General features: G+C 68.1%; 21 protein-coding genes. 10 read left to right on the top strand and 11 right to left on the bottom strand.

Annotation, left to right across the window (positions count from 1 at the left end; all coding sequences use genetic code 11):
* Nucleotides 1–40 precede the first annotated feature (40 nt).
* The gene (locus ACWEOO_RS38925) at nt 41–589 is read left to right on the top strand and encodes a carboxymuconolactone decarboxylase family protein (RefSeq protein ID WP_452147320.1); all 549 of its coding nucleotides are present in this window, start codon (nt 41–43) and stop codon (nt 587–589) included.
* A gap of 133 nt (nt 590–722) precedes the next feature.
* Nucleotides 723–1835, top strand: a complete 1113-nt coding sequence (locus ACWEOO_RS38920) for a lactonase family protein (RefSeq protein ID WP_452147319.1) — start codon at nt 723–725, stop codon at nt 1833–1835.
* A gap of 86 nt (nt 1836–1921) precedes the next feature.
* On the opposite strand, the gene ACWEOO_RS38915 is transcribed toward ACWEOO_RS38920, so the two are convergent.
* Together ACWEOO_RS38915 and ACWEOO_RS38910 are read right to left on the bottom strand one after the other, a co-directional pair.
* Nucleotides 1922–2128: a hypothetical protein gene (locus tag ACWEOO_RS38915; RefSeq protein WP_452147318.1), complete on the bottom strand. Its 207-nt coding sequence runs from the start codon at nt 2126–2128 to the stop codon at nt 1922–1924.
* 114 nt (nt 2129–2242) lie between these two features.
* A complete protein-coding gene (locus tag ACWEOO_RS38910; protein WP_452147317.1) occupies nt 2243–2932 on the bottom strand; it encodes a GAF and ANTAR domain-containing protein in 690 nt (229 codons plus the stop codon).
* Nucleotides 2933–3212: 280 nt separating this feature from the next.
* On the opposite strand from ACWEOO_RS38910, the gene ACWEOO_RS38905 reads away from it, so the two are divergent.
* Together ACWEOO_RS38905 and ACWEOO_RS38900 are read left to right on the top strand one after the other, a co-directional pair.
* The gene (locus tag ACWEOO_RS38905; RefSeq protein WP_452147316.1) at nt 3213–3389 is read left to right on the top strand and encodes a hypothetical protein; all 177 of its coding nucleotides are present in this window, start codon (nt 3213–3215) and stop codon (nt 3387–3389) included.
* The gene (locus tag ACWEOO_RS38900) at nt 3386–3544 is read left to right on the top strand and encodes an ANTAR domain-containing protein (protein ID WP_452147315.1); all 159 of its coding nucleotides are present in this window, start codon (nt 3386–3388) and stop codon (nt 3542–3544) included. Before ACWEOO_RS38905 ends, ACWEOO_RS38900 begins: the two co-directional genes overlap by 4 nt.
* Before the next feature lie 98 nt (nt 3545–3642).
* Here the strand turns inward: ACWEOO_RS38900 and ACWEOO_RS38895 are convergent, their stop codons facing one another.
* Both ACWEOO_RS38895 and ACWEOO_RS38890 read right to left on the bottom strand, forming a co-directional pair.
* Nucleotides 3643–4845, bottom strand: coding sequence for an RNA polymerase sigma factor (locus tag ACWEOO_RS38895; protein WP_452147314.1), 1203 nt, complete (start codon nt 4843–4845; stop codon nt 3643–3645).
* A gap of 13 nt (nt 4846–4858) precedes the next feature.
* The gene (locus ACWEOO_RS38890; protein ID WP_452147313.1) at nt 4859–5230 is read right to left on the bottom strand and encodes a YciI family protein; all 372 of its coding nucleotides are present in this window, start codon (nt 5228–5230) and stop codon (nt 4859–4861) included.
* Nucleotides 5231–5432: 202 nt separating this feature from the next.
* Between ACWEOO_RS38890 and ACWEOO_RS38885 the strand changes: the two genes are divergently transcribed.
* Nucleotides 5433–5681 carry a hypothetical protein gene (locus tag ACWEOO_RS38885; RefSeq protein WP_452147312.1) on the top strand — a complete coding sequence of 83 codons (249 nt, stop codon included), beginning with the start codon at nt 5433–5435 and terminating at the stop codon, nt 5679–5681.
* Nucleotides 5682–5745: 64 nt separating this feature from the next.
* On the opposite strand, the gene ACWEOO_RS38880 is transcribed toward ACWEOO_RS38885, so the two are convergent.
* Nucleotides 5746–6186, bottom strand: coding sequence for an SRPBCC family protein (locus ACWEOO_RS38880; protein WP_452147311.1), 441 nt, complete (start codon nt 6184–6186; stop codon nt 5746–5748).
* A gap of 403 nt (nt 6187–6589) precedes the next feature.
* Here ACWEOO_RS38880 and ACWEOO_RS38875 point away from each other — a divergent pair, with 403 nt between their 5' ends.
* Both ACWEOO_RS38875 and ACWEOO_RS38870 read left to right on the top strand, forming a co-directional pair.
* Nucleotides 6590–7015: a bleomycin resistance protein gene (locus ACWEOO_RS38875; protein ID WP_452147337.1), complete on the top strand. Its 426-nt coding sequence runs from the start codon at nt 6590–6592 to the stop codon at nt 7013–7015.
* Between the two features lie 158 nt (nt 7016–7173).
* Nucleotides 7174–7818, top strand: a complete 645-nt coding sequence (locus tag ACWEOO_RS38870) for a TetR/AcrR family transcriptional regulator (protein WP_452147310.1) — start codon at nt 7174–7176, stop codon at nt 7816–7818.
* Here the strand turns inward: ACWEOO_RS38870 and ACWEOO_RS38865 are convergent.
* Genes ACWEOO_RS38865 through ACWEOO_RS38855 form a run of 3 tightly spaced genes read right to left on the bottom strand, consistent with a single transcriptional unit; the run spans nt 7788 to nt 12308 of the window.
* Nucleotides 7788–8606, bottom strand: coding sequence for a CPBP family intramembrane glutamic endopeptidase (locus ACWEOO_RS38865; RefSeq protein ID WP_452147309.1), 819 nt, complete (start codon nt 8604–8606; stop codon nt 7788–7790). The genes ACWEOO_RS38870 and ACWEOO_RS38865 overlap by 31 nt on opposite strands.
* Nucleotides 8603–10846 (bottom strand): MMPL family transporter, encoded by a 2244-nt coding sequence (locus tag ACWEOO_RS38860; protein WP_452147308.1) that lies wholly within the window; start codon nt 10844–10846, stop codon nt 8603–8605. Before ACWEOO_RS38860 ends, ACWEOO_RS38865 begins: the two co-directional genes overlap by 4 nt.
* 4 nt (nt 10847–10850) lie before the next feature.
* A complete protein-coding gene (locus ACWEOO_RS38855; protein ID WP_452147307.1) occupies nt 10851–12308 on the bottom strand; it encodes an MFS transporter in 1458 nt (485 codons plus the stop codon).
* Nucleotides 12309–12398: 90 nt separating this feature from the next.
* On the opposite strand from ACWEOO_RS38855, the gene ACWEOO_RS38850 reads away from it, so the two are divergent.
* From ACWEOO_RS38850 to ACWEOO_RS38840, 3 genes are all read left to right on the top strand, one after another.
* On the top strand, nt 12399–13163 hold the full coding sequence (locus ACWEOO_RS38850) for an SDR family oxidoreductase (RefSeq protein WP_452147306.1): 765 nt from the start codon (nt 12399–12401) through the stop codon (nt 13161–13163).
* Between the two features lie 133 nt (nt 13164–13296).
* Entirely contained in the window at nt 13297–13458 is a 162-nt protein-coding gene (locus ACWEOO_RS38845) for a helix-turn-helix domain-containing protein (protein ID WP_452147305.1), read from the top strand.
* Nucleotides 13459–13684: 226 nt separating this feature from the next.
* Nucleotides 13685–14113, top strand: coding sequence for an SRPBCC family protein (locus tag ACWEOO_RS38840; protein WP_452147304.1), 429 nt, complete (start codon nt 13685–13687; stop codon nt 14111–14113).
* Between the two features lie 155 nt (nt 14114–14268).
* On the opposite strand, the gene ACWEOO_RS38835 is transcribed toward ACWEOO_RS38840, so the two are convergent.
* From ACWEOO_RS38835 to ppgK, 3 genes are all read right to left on the bottom strand, one after another.
* Nucleotides 14269–15351, bottom strand: coding sequence for a CU044_5270 family protein (locus ACWEOO_RS38835; protein WP_452147303.1), 1083 nt, complete (start codon nt 15349–15351; stop codon nt 14269–14271).
* Nucleotides 15348–16022: an RNA polymerase sigma factor gene (locus ACWEOO_RS38830; protein ID WP_452147302.1), complete on the bottom strand. Its 675-nt coding sequence runs from the start codon at nt 16020–16022 to the stop codon at nt 15348–15350. The genes ACWEOO_RS38835 and ACWEOO_RS38830 overlap by 4 nt, the downstream gene beginning before the upstream one ends.
* Before the next feature lie 148 nt (nt 16023–16170).
* Nucleotides 16171–16923: a polyphosphate--glucose phosphotransferase gene (gene ppgK / locus ACWEOO_RS38825; RefSeq protein ID WP_452147301.1), complete on the bottom strand. Its 753-nt coding sequence runs from the start codon at nt 16921–16923 to the stop codon at nt 16171–16173.
* Nucleotides 16924–16983: the final 60 nt, after the last annotated feature.

The raw sequence follows: 16983 nt of genomic DNA, 5'->3' as shown, positions 1-16983 counted from the left end.
GGCTCGACGAAACCACCAACAAGCCCGAAAGGACCGGTCGATGTCGACAATTCCCCAGATCGAACTCGCGGACGCCAGTGGCGAGGCCGCGGAACTGCTCGGCGAGCTGAAGCGAAAGCTCGGCTCGATCCCCAACATGGCGAAGGTGATGGCGAACAGCACCGCCGTACTGCGGGGGTATATGGCCCTGTCCGACGCGCTGGCGGACGGAGCCCTCCCGGTCGCCGACCGTGAACGACTCGCGTTGGCCGCGGCCGAGTACAACCGGTGCACCTACTGCCTGTCGGCGCACACGTACCTGGGTAAGAACGTGGCAAAACTCGCCGCCGACGAGATCGAGCGGGCACGGCACGCCAAGTCGTCCGACCCGCACTCCGCGGCGCTGCTCGCGCTGTCCGACGCCATCGCCCGCAGCCACGGCGCCGTCGACGAGGTGGCATTGAAGACCGCGCGGGCGGCGGGAGTGACCGACGCGGAGATCAGCGAGGTCGTCGGCAACCTCGCGCTGAACATCCTCACCAACTACTTCAACATCGTCGCCGGCACCGACGCAGACCTCCCGGTCGTCACGCCACACGACCGCGCCTGAGCGCCGGGTCCCACGGCTCATCTGTGCTCGGCGCTAACGGGCGGCTTACCGATCGGCCGATCCACTCGACGGCGACGATTTCGGATCTACCGTCGAACGCGTACATCCCCTTCTGTCAAAGGAATCAAACATCATGCGCAATCCGTTCGTCCGTTCCCTGCCGCCGCTGCTGCTCGCGGTCGCGGCGGTTGCCGCCGGCGGCACCGGCGTCGCCAACGCTCAGGGGCCGGCAGCAACCAACGACGCGCAAGTCGTTGGCCATGTCTACGAAGCGACCAACGCCGCGGCCGGCAACGCGGTTCAGATCTTCGACCGGCTGCGCGACGGCCGGCTGCGTACAGGAAGCGTCGTCGCCACCGGCGGACTCGGGCTCGGAGCGTCGCTGGCGTCGCAGAACGCGCTGGTCCGTCAAGGGGACCTGTTGTTCGCGGTCAACGCCGGCGACGACACGATCTCGACGCTGGCGATCACCCCGCGAGGTCTCGTGCAGCGAGACGTCGAGCCCACCGGCGGTGACCGGCCCGTGAGTGTCACCGTCCACGGAAGCACCGTGTACGTCCTCAACCAGGGCGACGCAACCATCAGCGGACTTCGCCTCGGTCCGGACGGCCAGCTGAGCCCCCTCCACGGTTCGACCAGACAGCTCAGCAAGGTCGGCGACACGGACACGGCCGCCGCGCAGGTCTCCTTCACCCCGGACGGGCGCCATCTCCTCGTCACGCACAAGGGCGATCAGACGATCGACACCGTCGCGGTCTACGGCCCGTACGCGGGCCACGCGGTCCCGACTCGCTCCGCCGGCTCGACGCCGTACGGCTTCGACTTCGACCGCCGCGGCCACGCGATCGTGTCCGAGGCGGGCCCGAGCGCGGTGTCCTCGTACGCCGTCCGCTTCGGCCGGCTGAGCACGATCAGCCCGTCCGTGCGCGACACCCAGGCGGCTGCCTGCTGGCTCGTGACCACGCGGGACGGCCGCTACGCGTTCACAGTCAACGCCGCGAGCTCGACCGTCTCGTCGTACCGCATCAGCACCGACGGGCGGGTCTCCTTGCTCCAGGCCGTCGCCGCGCGCACCTCCGGCGGTGGCACCGACGCCGCCCTCAGCCCGGACGGCACGACACTGCAGATCCGCCTCGGCAACGGGAACATCGCCTCGTACGCCGTATCGCACAACGGCGCCCTGACACCCCAGCAGGACACCACCGGCGCCGCCACGAGCGGAACCGCAGGCCTCGCCACCGACTGACATCAAAGGCAACCAACGGCGCACCCGCTGCCCGCACGGCAACCGCGACGCGGGCAGCGGCCGCATGCCCCCAAACGTGGCGGTCGTCAAGGAAGCCGGCCCGTGCTCAGTAGCCAGCGAGCCGCGTCGATCACGGACAGGTCGGCGGCCGTGGCGAACGATTCCAGCAAGGCGGAAGCAATCGGTACAGGGATGCGGTACCGCTCGATCAGGATCCCTTCGGCGATTCCGATGACCTCGGACGGGTCGGCCCTGTCCCAGTCTGGGTCTTCGCGCTCGTCGTTGCTGCTCATCGGGTCAGTCCTTAGAGCTGCGCGGCGGCTGATTCGTCCCAGGTAACCGCTTGATAGCGGCTGCAAACCACGCCCCGGCTCGGCGGCGGATCGCAGCCATGATGTTGCCCGGGGCTACTTGGGTCTGCGCGCCGCTTCGGCCACGATGTCGGCGGCAACTTTCCGCAACTTGATGTTGTGGCTCTGCGATGTGTGCACCAAGATCGCGAACGCCCGGTCCGGGTCCACACGGTAGCGCTCCATCACGATACCGACCGCCTTCCCGATCTCTTCGCGCGAGTCCAGCGTTGCAGACGCACTGGCGTCGTCGCGGGTCCAGCCCAAGGCAACCGCGGCAAGTTTGGCGAACATCATCCCCATCAGCCGATCGTCGGAGCCGATGCTGTGCGGCCGGTTCGCGTAGAGGTTCAGTGCCCCGCGCACCTGCGGATCAGCCCGGAACTGGAAGGCCACCTGGGCCCGCAAACCGAGCGTCTCGGCAACCTTCGGCCCGAACACCGGCCAGCGGGGATCATCGAACAGGTCGTCGACCTGTACGACCGGCTCGTCCAGCGCCGCCTCGATGCACGGCCCCTGTCCCAGCTCGTACTGCAACGCATCGGCCCGCGCCACCACCTCGTCGGTCGGCGCCAGCGTCTGGATCCGGCCGTCCTTGGCGGTCACCGAGATGCTGGCATGGTCAATCGAATCGATGGTGTCCACCGCACTCAGAGTAAGCATCTTCGCCGCGTCGTCCCCCTCGACGGGGTACCGCAGCGAACCGGCCACCCTCTCCATCGCCTCGAACAACCGCGTCACGTCCACAACAAGCCTCTCTCGCCGACAGGCATGGCAATCACCCAAGCCTCAGTTTGCTCCACATCGACCAGCACACCCCGAGACGCGCTACTCGAAGCCGGATTGCAGATCGACAAGCTGCCACGCGGCCCCGACGCCGCTCTCCCACCGTCGAACGCCGGGGCCGGGAACCGGCCAACTGTGCGAGCAGGACCAGTTCGCCGTGCTTAGTGCCCGGCCGGGACCGACAGCAAACCACCCGCGGGCGCAGCCCCGCGCAGGAAACATCGCGCTCAGACCGACAAGCTTGCGGGCGTCGACCGCGGCCGCCGGGTTCTCTTCCTGGCTGCAGCTGGTGTTCCAGGCAGTCCTGCTCCTTGGCGCGAAACGCCTGATCCTCCGCATCGACGCGGAGGACATGGAACGCCTCGAGGCCAAGGGCGACCAGATCAGCCGTCAGCTCGAGGAGCGCCGGCAGGTGTGACGACCCATCCGGCTGAAGCCAAAGGAGCTTTGGCCGCCAAGCACCAGATCACTCCTGATCAAGCGTTCGACCGGATCCGCCGGTACGCCCGCAGCCGCGGCATCCAACTGACCAGCGTCGCCGCCGCAGTCATCCGCGACAATTTGGATCCCTAACGGCCCCGAGGGACTCCCAGATAGCACGCTTCGACCCGACGGGGACGCCATCCACAGATTGGCCAGGCCCCTGGCATGAGCCGAGCACGTACTTCGTCTCATCCGCGCACGCCGGGCACTCCGTGGATGGATTCGGCCTGTTGTTCGAGGAAGATCCTCGCGGGCTCGGTTCTGGCCAGGGCGGCTGCGCGGGTGAAGGCTAGCCTGGCTTCTGCTGGTTGCCCGAGTCTGCTCAGCAGGTTGGCACGGGAAGCGTGCAGCAGGTGGTAGCCGTCGAGTTGGTCGCCGAGCTCCTCGAGGAGGGCCAGTCCGGCTTCGGGCCCTCGAAGCTCCGCGACGGCAATGGCGCGGTTCAGCGCAACGACAGGTGTCGGCATGACTGTGAGCAGCCGGTCGTAGAAACGGACGATCGCGGTCCAGTTGGTGTCTTCGTAGCGGGCCGCCGCGCAGTGCATCGCCTGGACCGCGGCCTGCAGCTGGAACGGTCCGATCCGGCGTCGCCGCAGGCAGGACAGGACGAGCGTCTGGCCCTCGTCGATCAGAGCGTGGTCCCACAGCGAGCGATCCTGATCCTGGAGCAGTACACCGATCCCCTGGTTGCCTCGCGCGGGGCTACGCGCTTCGCTGAGCAGCATCAGAGCCAGTAGGCCGGCAGCCTCCGGCTCAGCGGGCACAAGACTGACGAGTACGCGACTCAGCCGGATGGCCTCGGTCCGGAGGAACGCGCGATGGCTGTCATCAACCCCGGCGTTGTACACGAGGTACAGCACCGAAAGCACAGCCCGCAATCGGCCGGGCAACTCTGCGTCGCCGGGCAGGCGATAAGGAATACGCGCCGCCCTGATCTTGTACTTCGCCCGCACGAGACGCTTCGCCATCGTGTCCTCGCTGACCAGGAAGCCCGATGCCAGCTCCGGCAGCGTGAGCCCCGCGACGAGGCGAAGCGTCAGCGCGACCTGATGCTCGCCCCGCAGCGCTGGATGACAGCAGGTGAACATCAGTCTCAGCTGATCGTCGTCGGACGCAGCGGGCTCGCTTTGCAGCCGATCGGTGGCCAGTTCCCTGGTCAATGCGCGTCCGCGCGCATTCCGCCGTACGACGTCGACCGCCCGGTTGCGCGCGGTCGCGATGATCCAACCGGCCGGATTCCGCGGTACGCCGTCGCGTGGCCATCGATCCATCGCGGTCACGAAGGCATCCTGTACGGCGTCCTCGGCCAGTCCGATGTCTCCGAGCAGCCGCACCAGCGTGGCCACGGCCGGACCGTGCGCGTCGCGGAACACACGCTCGACGTCGTCCATCCCGCCGCCTCCGTCAGTGCCCGGCCTGGACCCGTCCCGTCGCCCGGAACGGACGCACCTCGATCGCATGGTTGATCGCCTCCACGACCTTCTCCGCCCATCGCAAGGCCGCATCGAGGTCCTCGGCGTTGATGACGTAGAAGCCGCCGACGTGCTCCTTCGCCTCAACGAAAGGACCGTCGGTGGTCACCTTGTCGAGGCCGGTGCCACCCCGCACCACGGTCGACGCGTCGGAGCCGTGGAGCGCCCCTCCGAACACGAACGCGCCCGCCTCGTCCATCTCCTCCTCGAGTGCGATCACACGGCCCATGAAGGCGTGCATCTCCTCGGGCGTCGCCGGCGCGCCCGCTCCACCGTCGTACACCGACAGCAAGTACTGGTTCATCTCGGCACCTCGACTCCGCGGGACCACCCCGCTCCGACCTCATGACGAACGCCAAGCCCCCGATCAGGACACTTCAGCATCCCAGATTCCGACGTCGTTCCCAGGGATCATCTGCCAAACTCCGACAGAGGGTTGTCGCGAGCGCAGGTGACCGTGGGACCGGCCCGCCGCGCAGGTGGGAGAACCGCATGACGGAGGAGCCATGATGGGCTACCCCTGCGTCCGGCTGGCCGACCGCTTCCTCGCCTCCTACGACGCCACGAACGGCCTCGTCGTCAAACTCCCCGCCAGGCGGGTATCCGAACTGATCCGCGCAGGCACCGGCGTCCCGTTCGCGCCGGCCGGCAAGGTCTTCCGCGAATGGATCGCCGTCCCCACCATCAATCCCGAACTCTGGCACGAACTCCTCGACGAGGCAGTCATCTTCGCCCGAGCGTCCCTGAACGCCTGACGTCCTTCACTCCGATCTGTGCGCGGACCGCGACCAGCGCATACTCCGCAGGACATCCGCCCGATCACCGGGCTTCCAGAAGACCCTTCAGCCGCACGAGATCCTTGCGATTCGCTCGGCGCATCGCCGCAGACATCACCGGGGCCGCGACGCCGGCGAACCCCGAAGGCTCACCGCGGTTACGCAACGACATGTTCGTGGAGTCCTCACCGGCAGGTGACCACTGATAGCTGGTCTCCATCGGGAACGGGCCTTGAGCCGTGCGCATCACCAGTCGCTGCAGCGGGACGAGCTCAACGATCTCATACGTGTACGCGAGTCGCCTGCCAAGGAAATGCGCCACGAAATCCATCCGAGACCCCACCCGGACCGGCGGCTCGGTACGCCAGACGACCGACTCGATGTTGGAGTACCACGCCGGCGCGTTCGAGGGATCCGCGACATACGCCGCCACCAGTTCCACAGGCCGATCGATCACGATCTCGGTCACAACATCGACTGCCATCCACCCTCCCCGCACCCATCGGCGCAGTTACCAGCACAGGGGTGTGCCAGTCCACCAGCGCCGACAGCCCATCGGACCTCAGTCAGTACTGTAGGCCTGCAACTGCCAGCTTGATCTCGGTGCCGCACAGGCCGCTCAGCATCGGCACCTCCGCGAGTTCGGGTGCTGTACGCCAAAGTGGCCAAGGAGCACATCGAACGTTTGGCACGACAACCGTTCTGCTGCCATGGGAGCGGCCGGACGGGCAGCTCCAGGCGGTGGATTTGCACTTCATCTGGAGGGACGGCAGGCCGCTGCGGCCCAGGGCCTCTGAGATACCGGCTGAACCCGTTCAGCGCTGACCGCGGTTCGGCACGCCGAATGGGGTGCCGTGCGGCGCTGAAAGAATGTGCGGGTGGATCACATGCCCGACCCCGCGCTCGTTCCAGAACTATTGGTGGAGTCAGTTGCGGCGAGCCTCGACTTCTGGTGCCGGTTGTGCCGATTCGAAGTGCTGTACGACCGGCCGGAGGAGGGATTCGCGTACATCGCCCAGGGCAGCGCGCATCTGATGCTCGAGCAGATCGGGGTCGGGCGGAACTGGCTGACCGGACCCCTCGACCGACCACTCGGACGCGGCATCAACTTCCAGATCAGCGTTGCCGCGGTCGGCCCCGTCTGCTCGTCGCTTCGCGAAGCGGGCTGGCCGCTGTTCATGGAACCGGAAACCAAGTGGTATCGGACCGGCAATGGCGAGGCCGGCGTCGAGCAGTTCCTTGTCACCGACCCAGACGGCTATCTTCTTCGGTTTCAGGCGTCGCTCGGGAGGCGGCCCGTCGAGCAGCCGTGAGGTGTCTCGAGTCGATCCTCCAACGGACACGCTGGAGTTGTTCGAGTACGTCGGGCTGGGTATGGAGCCCCCAGCCGGCGACTCCTCGGTCACGTACGGAGGACGTCTCCGGCCCCGCTACCCTCAGGTGAGCGATCGAGGGACAGGGAGCGACACGGATGGCGTCCGGTAAGGCCCAGAAACCTGGTGTGCGTGCGGCGAAGGCGGCGGCGACCCGGGCCCGGATGCTGGCGGCCGCGCGGAAGCTGTTCATCGAGCACGGGTACGCCGGGACCAGCATGCAGGCCATCGCCAAGGAGTCCGGGGTGGCGGCACAGACGCCGTACTACACGTTCACGACCAAACGTGCGCTGCTCAAGGAACTCCTCGATGTCGAGATCGCGGGTGACACGGCGCCGATCGCCACCCTCGACCGGCCCTGGGTCGCGGAGGCGATGGCCGCCGAACCGGCTGATCAGCTGCGCCAGATCGCGAAGGCGACCGCCGCCATCCACACCCGCGTGGCTCCACTGCTCGATGTCATCCGCTCGGCGGCACCGACCGAGCCGGAGGCCGCTGAACTGTGGCGAACCAACCTCTTCCAGCGCTTGACCGTTCAGACCGCGGTCGTTGCCGCGCTGATGGCGAAGACTGGGCTGCGCGACGACCTGGACGCCGGTAGAGCGGCCGACATCCTGCTGGCGGTCCTCGCGCCCGAGACGTTCCTGCTCTTCGTCCAGGAGCGCGGATGGACGGCCGACGAGTGGGCGGCCTGGGCCGCGGACACCTTGATTCACTCGCTGTTGCCGGCCGACCTCTGGTAGAACCGAACGCTCGGGCGTCGGGCCGGCGGCAGCAACATGGCGACCAGCGCGGCCACCGACAAGGCGGCCGCGATCGCGATCATCGACGCGGTTGCCTCCACCTCGGGATAGACGGACTCGCCCACGTTGAGGCCGGCATGCGCATAGGACGCCAGGATCACCAGCCGTCCACCGGCGACGAAGATCCAGACGATCAGGACCCGGGCCGCCACGGTCGACACCGTCCAGGCGGCGATCCACGACCACTCCCGGCCGGCCTGCACGAGCGGGACGATGTGCCACGCAGCCCAGATCATACCGATGATGAGACCGCGGAACACCGGGCCGCGAGCGCTGCCGAAGCGTGGGTACAGGAATCCCGTCCAACCGATCTCTTCCATCGAACCGGCTACCAGGAAAACCACGACCAGCACCGGGACCGCCACCGCCGCGGATCCGGCCGCCCCGGCGGCCCTGTCGACGAGCCAGTTCGCGGCAGCGGCCGGCACGAGCAACGCCGGAACGCCGACGAGCCCGGCGAACAGCCATCGTCGACGGCCTCGCCGAGGGAGCCGGATCATCTCCCGCGCGAGGCGGCGCACCGCACCGGCCTCGCCGGTGAAGTGGGCGATCAGGAACGCGCAGATCATCGGTACGACGAACTGCGCGGCCGAGACCGGGAGGTCCATCGGCAGATCCTCTGGAGAGTCGACGAACGTCCCCACCAGCCAGATCGGTGCCGACAGCAAGAAGACAGCACCGACGAACCACCTGCGCTGGCCCCTCTGCGAGACCACTGACGTCGTCACCTGCTCTCCCTCAGACCGATGGCCCGATGGATCCGCGCCAGGGCGTTCGGCGCCCACCAGTTCCACCGGCCGAACAACCTCATGACGGCCGGCAGCAGCAGGCCGCGGACGAGTGTGGCGTCCACCAGGACGGCCAGCGCGAGCCCGACCCCCAACAGCTTCAGCACACTCAGACCCGACGTGGCGACCGCGCCGAGGGCGACCGCCACGACGAGCGCCGCTGCTGTGATCAGCCGCCCGGAGACCTTGAGACCGAAGGCAACGGATCGAGCCGTGTCCCCACTGTCCAGGTAATGCTCACGAATACGCGACAGGACGAACACGCTGTAGTCCATGGACAGGCCGAACGCGACGCAGAACATCAGGATCGGCACGGTGACCTCGAGCCGGCCGGTATGGACGAAGTCACCGACGAGCCACTTCAGATGGCCTTCCTGGAAGACGTAGACCATGGCACCGAACGATGCGGTCAGACTCAGCGCATTGAGGACCAACTGCTGCAACGGGATCACGATGCTGCCGGTGAACAGGAACAGCAGGACGATCATGCTGAGTGCGATGACCGCCGCGGCCCAACCGATCCGGTCGGTCAGCATGTCCTTGGTGTCCACCAGAGTCGCGGCGTCACCACCGACCAGGGCACCAGGCGGCGCCGGCGTCGCACGGACGGCACGCACCAGTGTTTCGGCCGCGCGCGAGTTCGGGTCGAGATCCGCGGTGACCAGCAGCCGCGTTCCGTTGTCGAGAAGCATGCCGGCGGACGTTCGGGATCGGGCCACGGCCTGACCACCCACGAACGTACCCGCCGGTGAGTCGACCTGGGCGGCATGCGGCAGGACCGACAGGCGTCGGGCATAGTCCGCGACCGCGGTCGTCGTGATCGGATCGCCACCGTCGAGGACGACGACGATCGGCGCGGTCTGCGCTGACGGGAACTGGGTCCGGACAGCCTCCGCCGCCACCTGCGCCGACGCCCCTCGCGGAAGCACGCGATCATCCAGGAGGCCGAAGTCCGCCCGAAGGAACGGGACGGCGGTCGCGCCCAGCAGGATCACCACAGCGACAGCCACCACGAGTGGCCGGCGCATGGTCAACGCGGACAATCGCCCTGGCCGACCACCGGAACCCGCACGTCGTCGCCGCAGGAGCGCGGTCACGTCGAACCTGTCGATCCGCAGGCCGACCACCGCGAGCAGTGCGGGAAGCAGGATTACCGAGGTGATCGACGCCAATGCCACGACAACGAAACCGGCGTACGCGAGGGAGCGCAGGAAGTAGATGGGAAAGACCAGCAGGGCGGCGAGCGAGAGCGTCACCGTCATGGCCGAGAACAGGACGGTCCGCCCGGCGGTTCGCACACTCGTCACGATCGCGGCCGCGGTGCCCCGGCCCGCGGCCAGTTCCTCGCGGTACCGATTGACGATGAACAAGCTGTAGTCGACGGCGAGCCCGAAGCCGAGCGCGGTGGTCAGGTTCATCGCAAAGATCGACACCGGCGTCGCTTCCGCGAGCACGCGCAGGACAGCGAGCGTCCCGGCGACCGACACGGCACCGACGACAACCGGCAGCAACGCGCCGATCAGCGACCTGAACACGATCACCAGCACGAGAACGGTGAGCGGTGCAGCGATCAACTCCGACCGCGTCAGATCTTCCGCACTCAGCCGGTCGGCCTCCGCGTTCACGACCCCGGCCCCGGTCGCCCGCACCTCCAGATCCCCCTGCCGGCCGACGAACCGAGGCACTACGTCGTGCACCAGTCGCGCCACCTCGTTCTCGTCGCCGAGGAGCCTGACGACGATCAGCGCGCTCCGGCCGTCGGCGGAACGTAGCCCGGGATCGTTCGTGGTCCAGTAGGACCGCGCGTACGACACCGAGTTCGAGCTGCGCTCGATGCGCCGCGTCAATTGCCGGCCCGCCTCCGCAGCCCCGGCGTCGTCGACGCCGGCGGCGGAACTCGCAACGAGGACGACGTTCGGTGCGCCTGCTCCGAACTCGGAGGTGAGTACGACGTCGGCACGGACCGACTCGAAGCTCTCGGCTGTGTATCCACCGGCGGACAGGTGATGCTCCGTCCCGGCGCCGAGCACCGCGGCGGCACCCGCGATCAGCGTGGTGATCATCAGCGTCAGCCAGCGACGGCGTACGACGCTTCCGGCGACCGTGGCCAGCGCGCCGGCCGGGCGGCGCCCGGTCAGGCGCCCACGGGGCTTCATCCGCTCTTCAGTGGTCTTCGTCATTGTTCTACTCCGCTGTTTCACTACGCGTCGCCGTACGATCGGCAGCGACGTCCGGGGTGCTGGGCACTTCCCCGCCCGCTGATCGCCGGGCCAGCAGGACGAGGGTCAGGGCGGCGCCCACCGCGGCGAGCCCGGCCGCGGTGCTGAAACCGGCCCGAAGGCCATCGACGTAGGCCGCCATCGGGTCGGCCGAGGCCGAGCGCTCCGTCCAGGTAGTTGCGATCAGCAACAGCCCGGTGACGCCGAGGCCGGCCCCGATGCGTTGAGTGGTGTTCACGATCCCGGCGACGACCCCCGCATCCGCGGCGTCGACCGCGCTGACGGCGGGAACGGTGACGCCGACGAACGCCGCCGGCAGCCCGACGCCGAAGACCAGCGAGGGCGGAAGGACGTCCCGCACGAAGTCCGCGTCGACCGGCAGCCGCGCGTACCAAGCCAGGGCGACAGCCTGGAGGGCCAGACCAAGGGCGAGGACGCGCGCAGCTCCGAGCCGCTTCAGGATGCTCGGCAGGACCGTGCGGGAGAACACGATCCCGGCCAGCGCGACGGGCATCACGGCCAGTCCGGAGCGGATCGGCTCATAGCCCTGCGCGATCTGGAAGTACAGAGACAGCAGGACGAACGCCGGGACGTGGGCCGCACCGACGAGTGCGTTCACGAGCGACGCGCCCGTCACCGCGCGGACCCTGAACAGTCGCAGCGGCATCAACGGGTGGCGCGCGCGTTTCTCGAGGGTGAGGAAGCCGGCCAGCAACGCGGCGCCCACGGCGACCGTCGCCCACGCGGCCGTGCCCTGACCTGTCTCGCCGAGTCCGTAGCCGATCAACAGCAGAGCCGACGTACCGATCACCGCACCGGGGAGGTCAAGGCGGGCCGTGGCTCCGCGCACCTCCTGAGGGTCGGCCGGCAGCAGCGGCCGAGCGACGATCAGCCCGGCGACGCCCACCGGGAGATTGAGCAAGAAGATCGCGGGCCAGCCAAGGCCCTGAGTCACCAGGCCGCCGATCGCCGTGCCGAGCGCGGCGCCGGAGGCTCCCATCGCGCTCCACACGGCGAAGGCCTTTCGCTGTGCCGCAGGGTCACTGAAGCTTGACTTCAGTAGAGCGATCTGAGCCGGCACCAGGACGGCAGCTCCCAGCCCTTGCAGTGCTCGCCCCGCGATCAGCAGCGTGGCCGTCGGCGCGAACCCGGCCGCCGCGGAGGCGATCGTGAAGACGGCGAGTCCGGCGACGAACATCCGGCGAGGTCCGAGCAGGTCCGTCGCACGGCCGCCGACCAGCATGAATCCACCGAATGTCAGCAGATACGCGTTGCTGATCCAAGCGAGCTGCGACTCGCTCAACTGCAGTGTGGTGCCGATCGCCGGTAGGGCGATGTTCACCACGGTCGCGTCGAGGAAGACGATCAACTCGACGGCGGTGATCAGCAGCAGGGTGATCGCCTCGCGGCGTCGACCGGTCATCACAAACCCCTTTCACTAGAGCGGGACTTTAGTTAGAATTCACTAAAGCGTTGCTCTAGTCAAATCTGTTCTGGAAGGTAGGTGGCGGCAATGAACGGCACAAGCAGGCCGGTGGCCCTGGTGACCGGGGTCGGACGGCGGATCGGGATCGGCGCGACTCTCGCCGAAGGGCTCGCGGCGAGCGGGTACGACGTCGCCTTCAGCTACTTCGGGAAGTACGACGAGCGAATGCCGTGGGGCCGCGACACCGACGGCCCGACCGGGATCACCGCGGTCCTCGAGCGTCACGGCGCGCGAACGCTGGCGGTCGATGCCGACCTGGAGGACGCACGCGCTCCAGCCGGCCTGTTCCGCACGGTGAACGACGCGCTCGGTCCTGTGCGAGCGTTGGTGATGGCACACTGCGAGAGCGTCGACAGCGGCATCCTCGACACCACGGTCGACAGCTTCGATCGGCACTTCGCCGTGAACGCGCGCGCCACCTGGCTACTGATCAAGGCCTTCGCCGAACAGTACGACGCGCCCTTCGGCTCCGGCCGCATCGTCGCGTTGACCAGCGACCACACCGCGCACAACCTGCCGTACGGCGCCAGCAAAGGCGCGTTGGACCGCATCACGCTGGCCGCCGCAGAGGAACTCCACCACCTGGGACTGACCGCCAATGTGATCAACCCGGGCCCGATCGACACCGGCTGGATGACCCCCGACCTGGTCCAGTGGGGATCCGTGGCCACGCCCCTCGGACGCCTCGGCACCCCCCGCGACACCGCCGACCTGGTCAGCTTCCTGTGCTCCGAACAGGGCGGCTGGATCAACGCGCAACTACTCCACAGCAACGGCGGCCTGAAGGGGTAGCGGCCGGCAGTTTCTCCGGGGATTGCCGGAGGAGTCACCTGGGCGCTGGCGGAGGAGCTCAACCGCCGCCTGTACGAGAACCTGGGGCAGACCGCTGTGAACGCGTTCCGCACGGTGCGAACTCGTCACGCACGTGTCCCAGCTAGCGGATGCGGTCGGTTCGGTCCGCGAGGTGGCGGCCCGGGTACTCCGTGACTTCCGGCTCGCCGGACGGGTCGTCACCGCGCCGGACAGCATCCACATCCTCGCCCCTACCGGACTTCACGATCAGACCTGGAGTCCGGACGAGGCGTGACGGCGTCAACTCGAGCGCACGACAAAAGTCACAGACACCCCGCCGCCGCGGACGAAAGACTGATGCCTCGGCCCGAACCCGTCGGGCCGATCGGCACCTCAGGAGTTCACATGTCCACGGAAGCGACCACTTTTCGCCGGTGGCTGCCGCCCCGCACCGGGGTGGTCCTGCCTGCCCACGGCCCGACCGCGGCCGACCGCCTGATCAAGATCTCCCGGTGGTCCGCATGAGATTCACCAACACGATCACCGTCAACCGCCCGCCGGTCACGGTCTTCGCCTTCCTGGCGAATCTCGAGAACCTTCCCGAGTGGAACTACGCGCTCGCCGAAACCCGAAAGCTCACCCCTGGCCCGACCGGCGTCGGGACCCGCTACCTGCAGACCCGCACGATTCCCGTCCGGGCCGAGGAGACATTGGAGATCACCGAGCTGATTCAGAACGAGAAGCTCACCATCGACGGCACCCTCAACGCGTTCCCCGCGAAGGTGACCTACACGCTCCGTCCAACCGGCAACGGCACAACCCTCACCAACACCGTGGAGCTTCGCACGCCGGGCGCACGGAACCTACTGGCACCCATCGCCCGCAACCGCATCAAGTCCGCGGTCGCGGACAACCTGGCCGAGCTGAAACGACTCCTCGACCACTCGTGATGGCGCCACACCTCGACAGTCGCCAAGCCCTTGTAAACAAGGTCACTTCAGCTCAGCTCAACGGCGGGCGGCACACCCAGCACATTTTCGAAACCTCGATCGGGACGAAGGTCTGCCTGAACTGGGCTTCGTCAGGGTCCCACTGGGCAGATCGACTACTTCGTGACGGGCTGGGTTGGGGTGATTCGTGTTGTGAAGGATTCGGCGCTGTAGACGACGTCGTTCGACGCCGCCCCCTTGCCGACGTCGACCAGGCGGGAGCCGATGCTCTGGCCGCTCGACGGGGAGATGATGATGTCGAGGCGCTGTCCCTCGTTGACGGCGAGGCCGATCGCGCGGCCGTGTCTGCCGTCGAGCGTTTCGACGTCGTCCGTGAGCCGCATTCCGGGGATCTTGCGCGCGGCTTCGTACAGTGCCGCTCGCAGGTCGGCCGGTGCGAAGCCCGAGTTCAGTGCGGAGGCGATGCGACCGAACGCCCGCTGGTCCGGCGACATCGCCCCGGCCCGGGCGAGCTCGAGTTGCCGCTCGGGAACGCCATGCCGCGGCAAGACCGGCGGGGTGTACTTGCGCAACGCAGCGAGCAATGCGTCCGGATCCCGGGGCTGGCCGGCGAGAAACGCCGGTGACGGGAACTCCCAGCTCGGGGTACACGGCGCCGTCTGGGTGTCCGGCTCGATGAGGACGCCTCTGCAGGTCGCTCGGCCCAGACGCGGCTTCGGATGGCCGAGCAGGAAAGGCGCGTACCTGCGCGCCGCGGCCTTGTTCTGGGGCGTGGCGAAGTCCACCTTCACCAACTCCTGGATCCGCAGCGTGTACGGGCGGCTCGGATCGGCCGTGACCCAGCTGTCCTGCCGCAGGTGTTCCGTCGCCGTGAACTCCTTCCTCGGACCGAACTTGTAGAGGAACGTCCTCTCAGTCGTGACCTGACGAAACTTCCCAGGCGGGATCGACGCCTCCGGATCGGCCTTGGCCTTCGCCGCAGCATCAGCCAGGAACGTGCCGGCATCGGCCGTCGCCCCGGGCACCGCCGAGCTGCCATCGCGGCTCATCACGTCGGCAGCGAGGAGCCCGCCGGCCAGGGTCAGCGCAAGGCCACCCGCGACAACAAGCCGCGGCCGGACCACGCGACGGCGTACGGGCGGCGCGGTCAGCAGACGCTGACGGGCCCGAGCCAGGACGAGCGGGTCGGGTTCCGGTACGTCGTCGCGTACGCGCTTGAGCAGGTCGATCTCGGTCATGACAGGTTCTCCTCGAAGTCGGGACCGAGCGCGGAGCGGAGGGCTCGACGGGCTCGGTGAAGGCGGGAGCGAACGGTTCCGATCGGCACATTCAGCGCCTCGGCGATCTGGGCGTACCCGAGGTCTTCCCAGGCGTACAGCAGCAGTACGTCGCGCTCCGCCTGCCGCAGGCCGGCGAGAACACCGGTCAGGATCCGTGCAGCCGAGGCAGCGTCGACACGCGCCGCGACGTCAGCGGCGAAGGGGGCAGTGTGCTGGTCGACGGCCGCCGGTTGGGACCGGGCGTAGGCCAGATACTGGCGTACCTCGTCGCGGCGCTTGCGATGGATCAGGTTGGTTGCGATCCCGTACAGCAGCGGCAGCGCACCAACCGACGCGGCGGCGTACCGCTGTCTGCGCTCGAAGGCGATCAGAAAGGTCTGACCGACCAGATCGTCCGCTTCGCTGGTGCCGAGCCGACGTGTGACGTAGCGATGGATTCGGGGGGCGTAGAGGTCGAACAGGCGGGCGAAACCCTCAGGAGTGTCGGGGATCGGATCGACCTCCGGCGCAGACGCGCGGTCGGGTCGAGACGGACCGGGGCCGGCGATGACTGGTCCCGTCAGGGCGGCTTCGCCCAGCGCGACCTCAGGCGGGTCGTCCTCGGCAATGCCAACTTGGAATCGGTACATGCGCCCTTATGCCCGATCGACCCGTTCCGGTTCCCGCCACACGTCCGGAGCCTAAGGCAGCGTCCGCGTCCTCACGGTCTCCCAGCCACTGATCCGCGGATGCGTTCAGGTTCCTGACATGCCGGATGCTGACAGCGGCTGGGCCGGCCTACCCGGTGAACTTCTCGTGCGCGGCCATCGCGGCGCCGACGATGCCGGCGTTGTTGAGCAGTTGAGCCGGCTTCACCGGGGTGGAGATGTCGAGGAGCGGCACCCACTTGTCGGCGTGCTTGCTGACCCCGCCGCCGACCACGAACAGGTCGGGGCTGAACAGGCCCTCCACGTGCCGGAGGTAACGCTGCACCCGCTTGGCCCACTGCTTGTACGACAAGCCCTCGTTGTCCTTCGCCGCCGAGGACGCCCTCTTCTCCGCGTCGTAGCCGTCCAGCTCGAGGTGACCGAGCTCGGTGTTGGGCACGAGCCGGCCGTCGACCAGGAGCGCGCTGCCGATGCCGGTGCCGAAGGTGAGCAGGATGACCACGCCGCCGACGCCCTTGGCCGCGCCGAACCGGGCCTCGGCGATGCCGGCCGCGTCGGCGTCGTTGAGCACGGTCACGGCGCAGTGGGTGATGTCGGTGAAGACCTTGTCGACGTCGGTCCCGATCCAGCTCTTGTCGACGTTCGCCGCGGTCTGGGCCACCCCGTGCCTGATCACGGCCGGGAACGTCGCGCCCAGCTCACCGGTCCACCCAGCCTCCTCGACCAGCCGGGCCACGACCTCGGCGACGGCCTTCGGAGTCGACGGGACGGGCGTCAGGTACTTCACCCGCTCCGCGGCCAGATCGCCCTTCTCCAGGTCGACGACCGCGCCCTTGATCCCGCTGCCGCCGATGTCGACCCCGAAAGCGGTGGACGTCTTCATCCTGGGCACCTGATCCCTCTCCTCGCCTGCAAGCTGCTGTCCAGACCTTTGTACCCCGCC

This window comes from Kribbella sp. NPDC004138, assembly GCF_053603655.1.
This window is presented reverse-complemented; position numbering and strand designations above follow the sequence as displayed.

Bases quoted from the DNA above. Each gene is read 5' to 3' on its own strand.
- ACWEOO_RS38850 (WP_452147306.1), top strand. From the start codon at position 12,399: ATGAACGGCACAAGCAGGCCGGTGGCCCTGGTGACCGGGGTCGGACGG.
- ACWEOO_RS38895 (WP_452147314.1), bottom strand. From the start codon at position 4,845: ATGGACGACGTCGAGCGTGTGTTCCGCGACGCGCACGGTCCGGCCGTG.
- ACWEOO_RS38920 (WP_452147319.1), top strand. From the start codon at position 723: ATGCGCAATCCGTTCGTCCGTTCCCTGCCGCCGCTGCTGCTCGCGGTC.
- ACWEOO_RS38880 (WP_452147311.1), bottom strand. From the start codon at position 6,186: ATGGCAGTCGATGTTGTGACCGAGATCGTGATCGATCGGCCTGTGGAA.
- ppgK (WP_452147301.1), bottom strand. From the start codon at position 16,923: ATGAAGACGTCCACCGCTTTCGGGGTCGACATCGGCGGCAGCGGGATC.
- ACWEOO_RS38925 (WP_452147320.1), top strand. From the start codon at position 41: ATGTCGACAATTCCCCAGATCGAACTCGCGGACGCCAGTGGCGAGGCC.
- ACWEOO_RS38835 (WP_452147303.1), bottom strand. From the start codon at position 15,351: ATGACCGAGATCGACCTGCTCAAGCGCGTACGCGACGACGTACCGGAA.
- ACWEOO_RS38915 (WP_452147318.1), bottom strand. From the start codon at position 2,128: ATGAGCAGCAACGACGAGCGCGAAGACCCAGACTGGGACAGGGCCGAC.
- ACWEOO_RS38855 (WP_452147307.1), bottom strand. From the start codon at position 12,308: ATGACCGGTCGACGCCGCGAGGCGATCACCCTGCTGCTGATCACCGCC.
- ACWEOO_RS38830 (WP_452147302.1), bottom strand. From the start codon at position 16,022: ATGTACCGATTCCAAGTTGGCATTGCCGAGGACGACCCGCCTGAGGTC.
- ACWEOO_RS38875 (WP_452147337.1), top strand. From the start codon at position 6,590: ATGCCCGACCCCGCGCTCGTTCCAGAACTATTGGTGGAGTCAGTTGCG.
- ACWEOO_RS38890 (WP_452147313.1), bottom strand. From the start codon at position 5,230: ATGAACCAGTACTTGCTGTCGGTGTACGACGGTGGAGCGGGCGCGCCG.
- ACWEOO_RS38885 (WP_452147312.1), top strand. From the start codon at position 5,433: ATGATGGGCTACCCCTGCGTCCGGCTGGCCGACCGCTTCCTCGCCTCC.
- ACWEOO_RS38860 (WP_452147308.1), bottom strand. From the start codon at position 10,846: ATGACGAAGACCACTGAAGAGCGGATGAAGCCCCGTGGGCGCCTGACC.
- ACWEOO_RS38840 (WP_452147304.1), top strand. From the start codon at position 13,685: ATGAGATTCACCAACACGATCACCGTCAACCGCCCGCCGGTCACGGTC.
- ACWEOO_RS38870 (WP_452147310.1), top strand. From the start codon at position 7,174: ATGGCGTCCGGTAAGGCCCAGAAACCTGGTGTGCGTGCGGCGAAGGCG.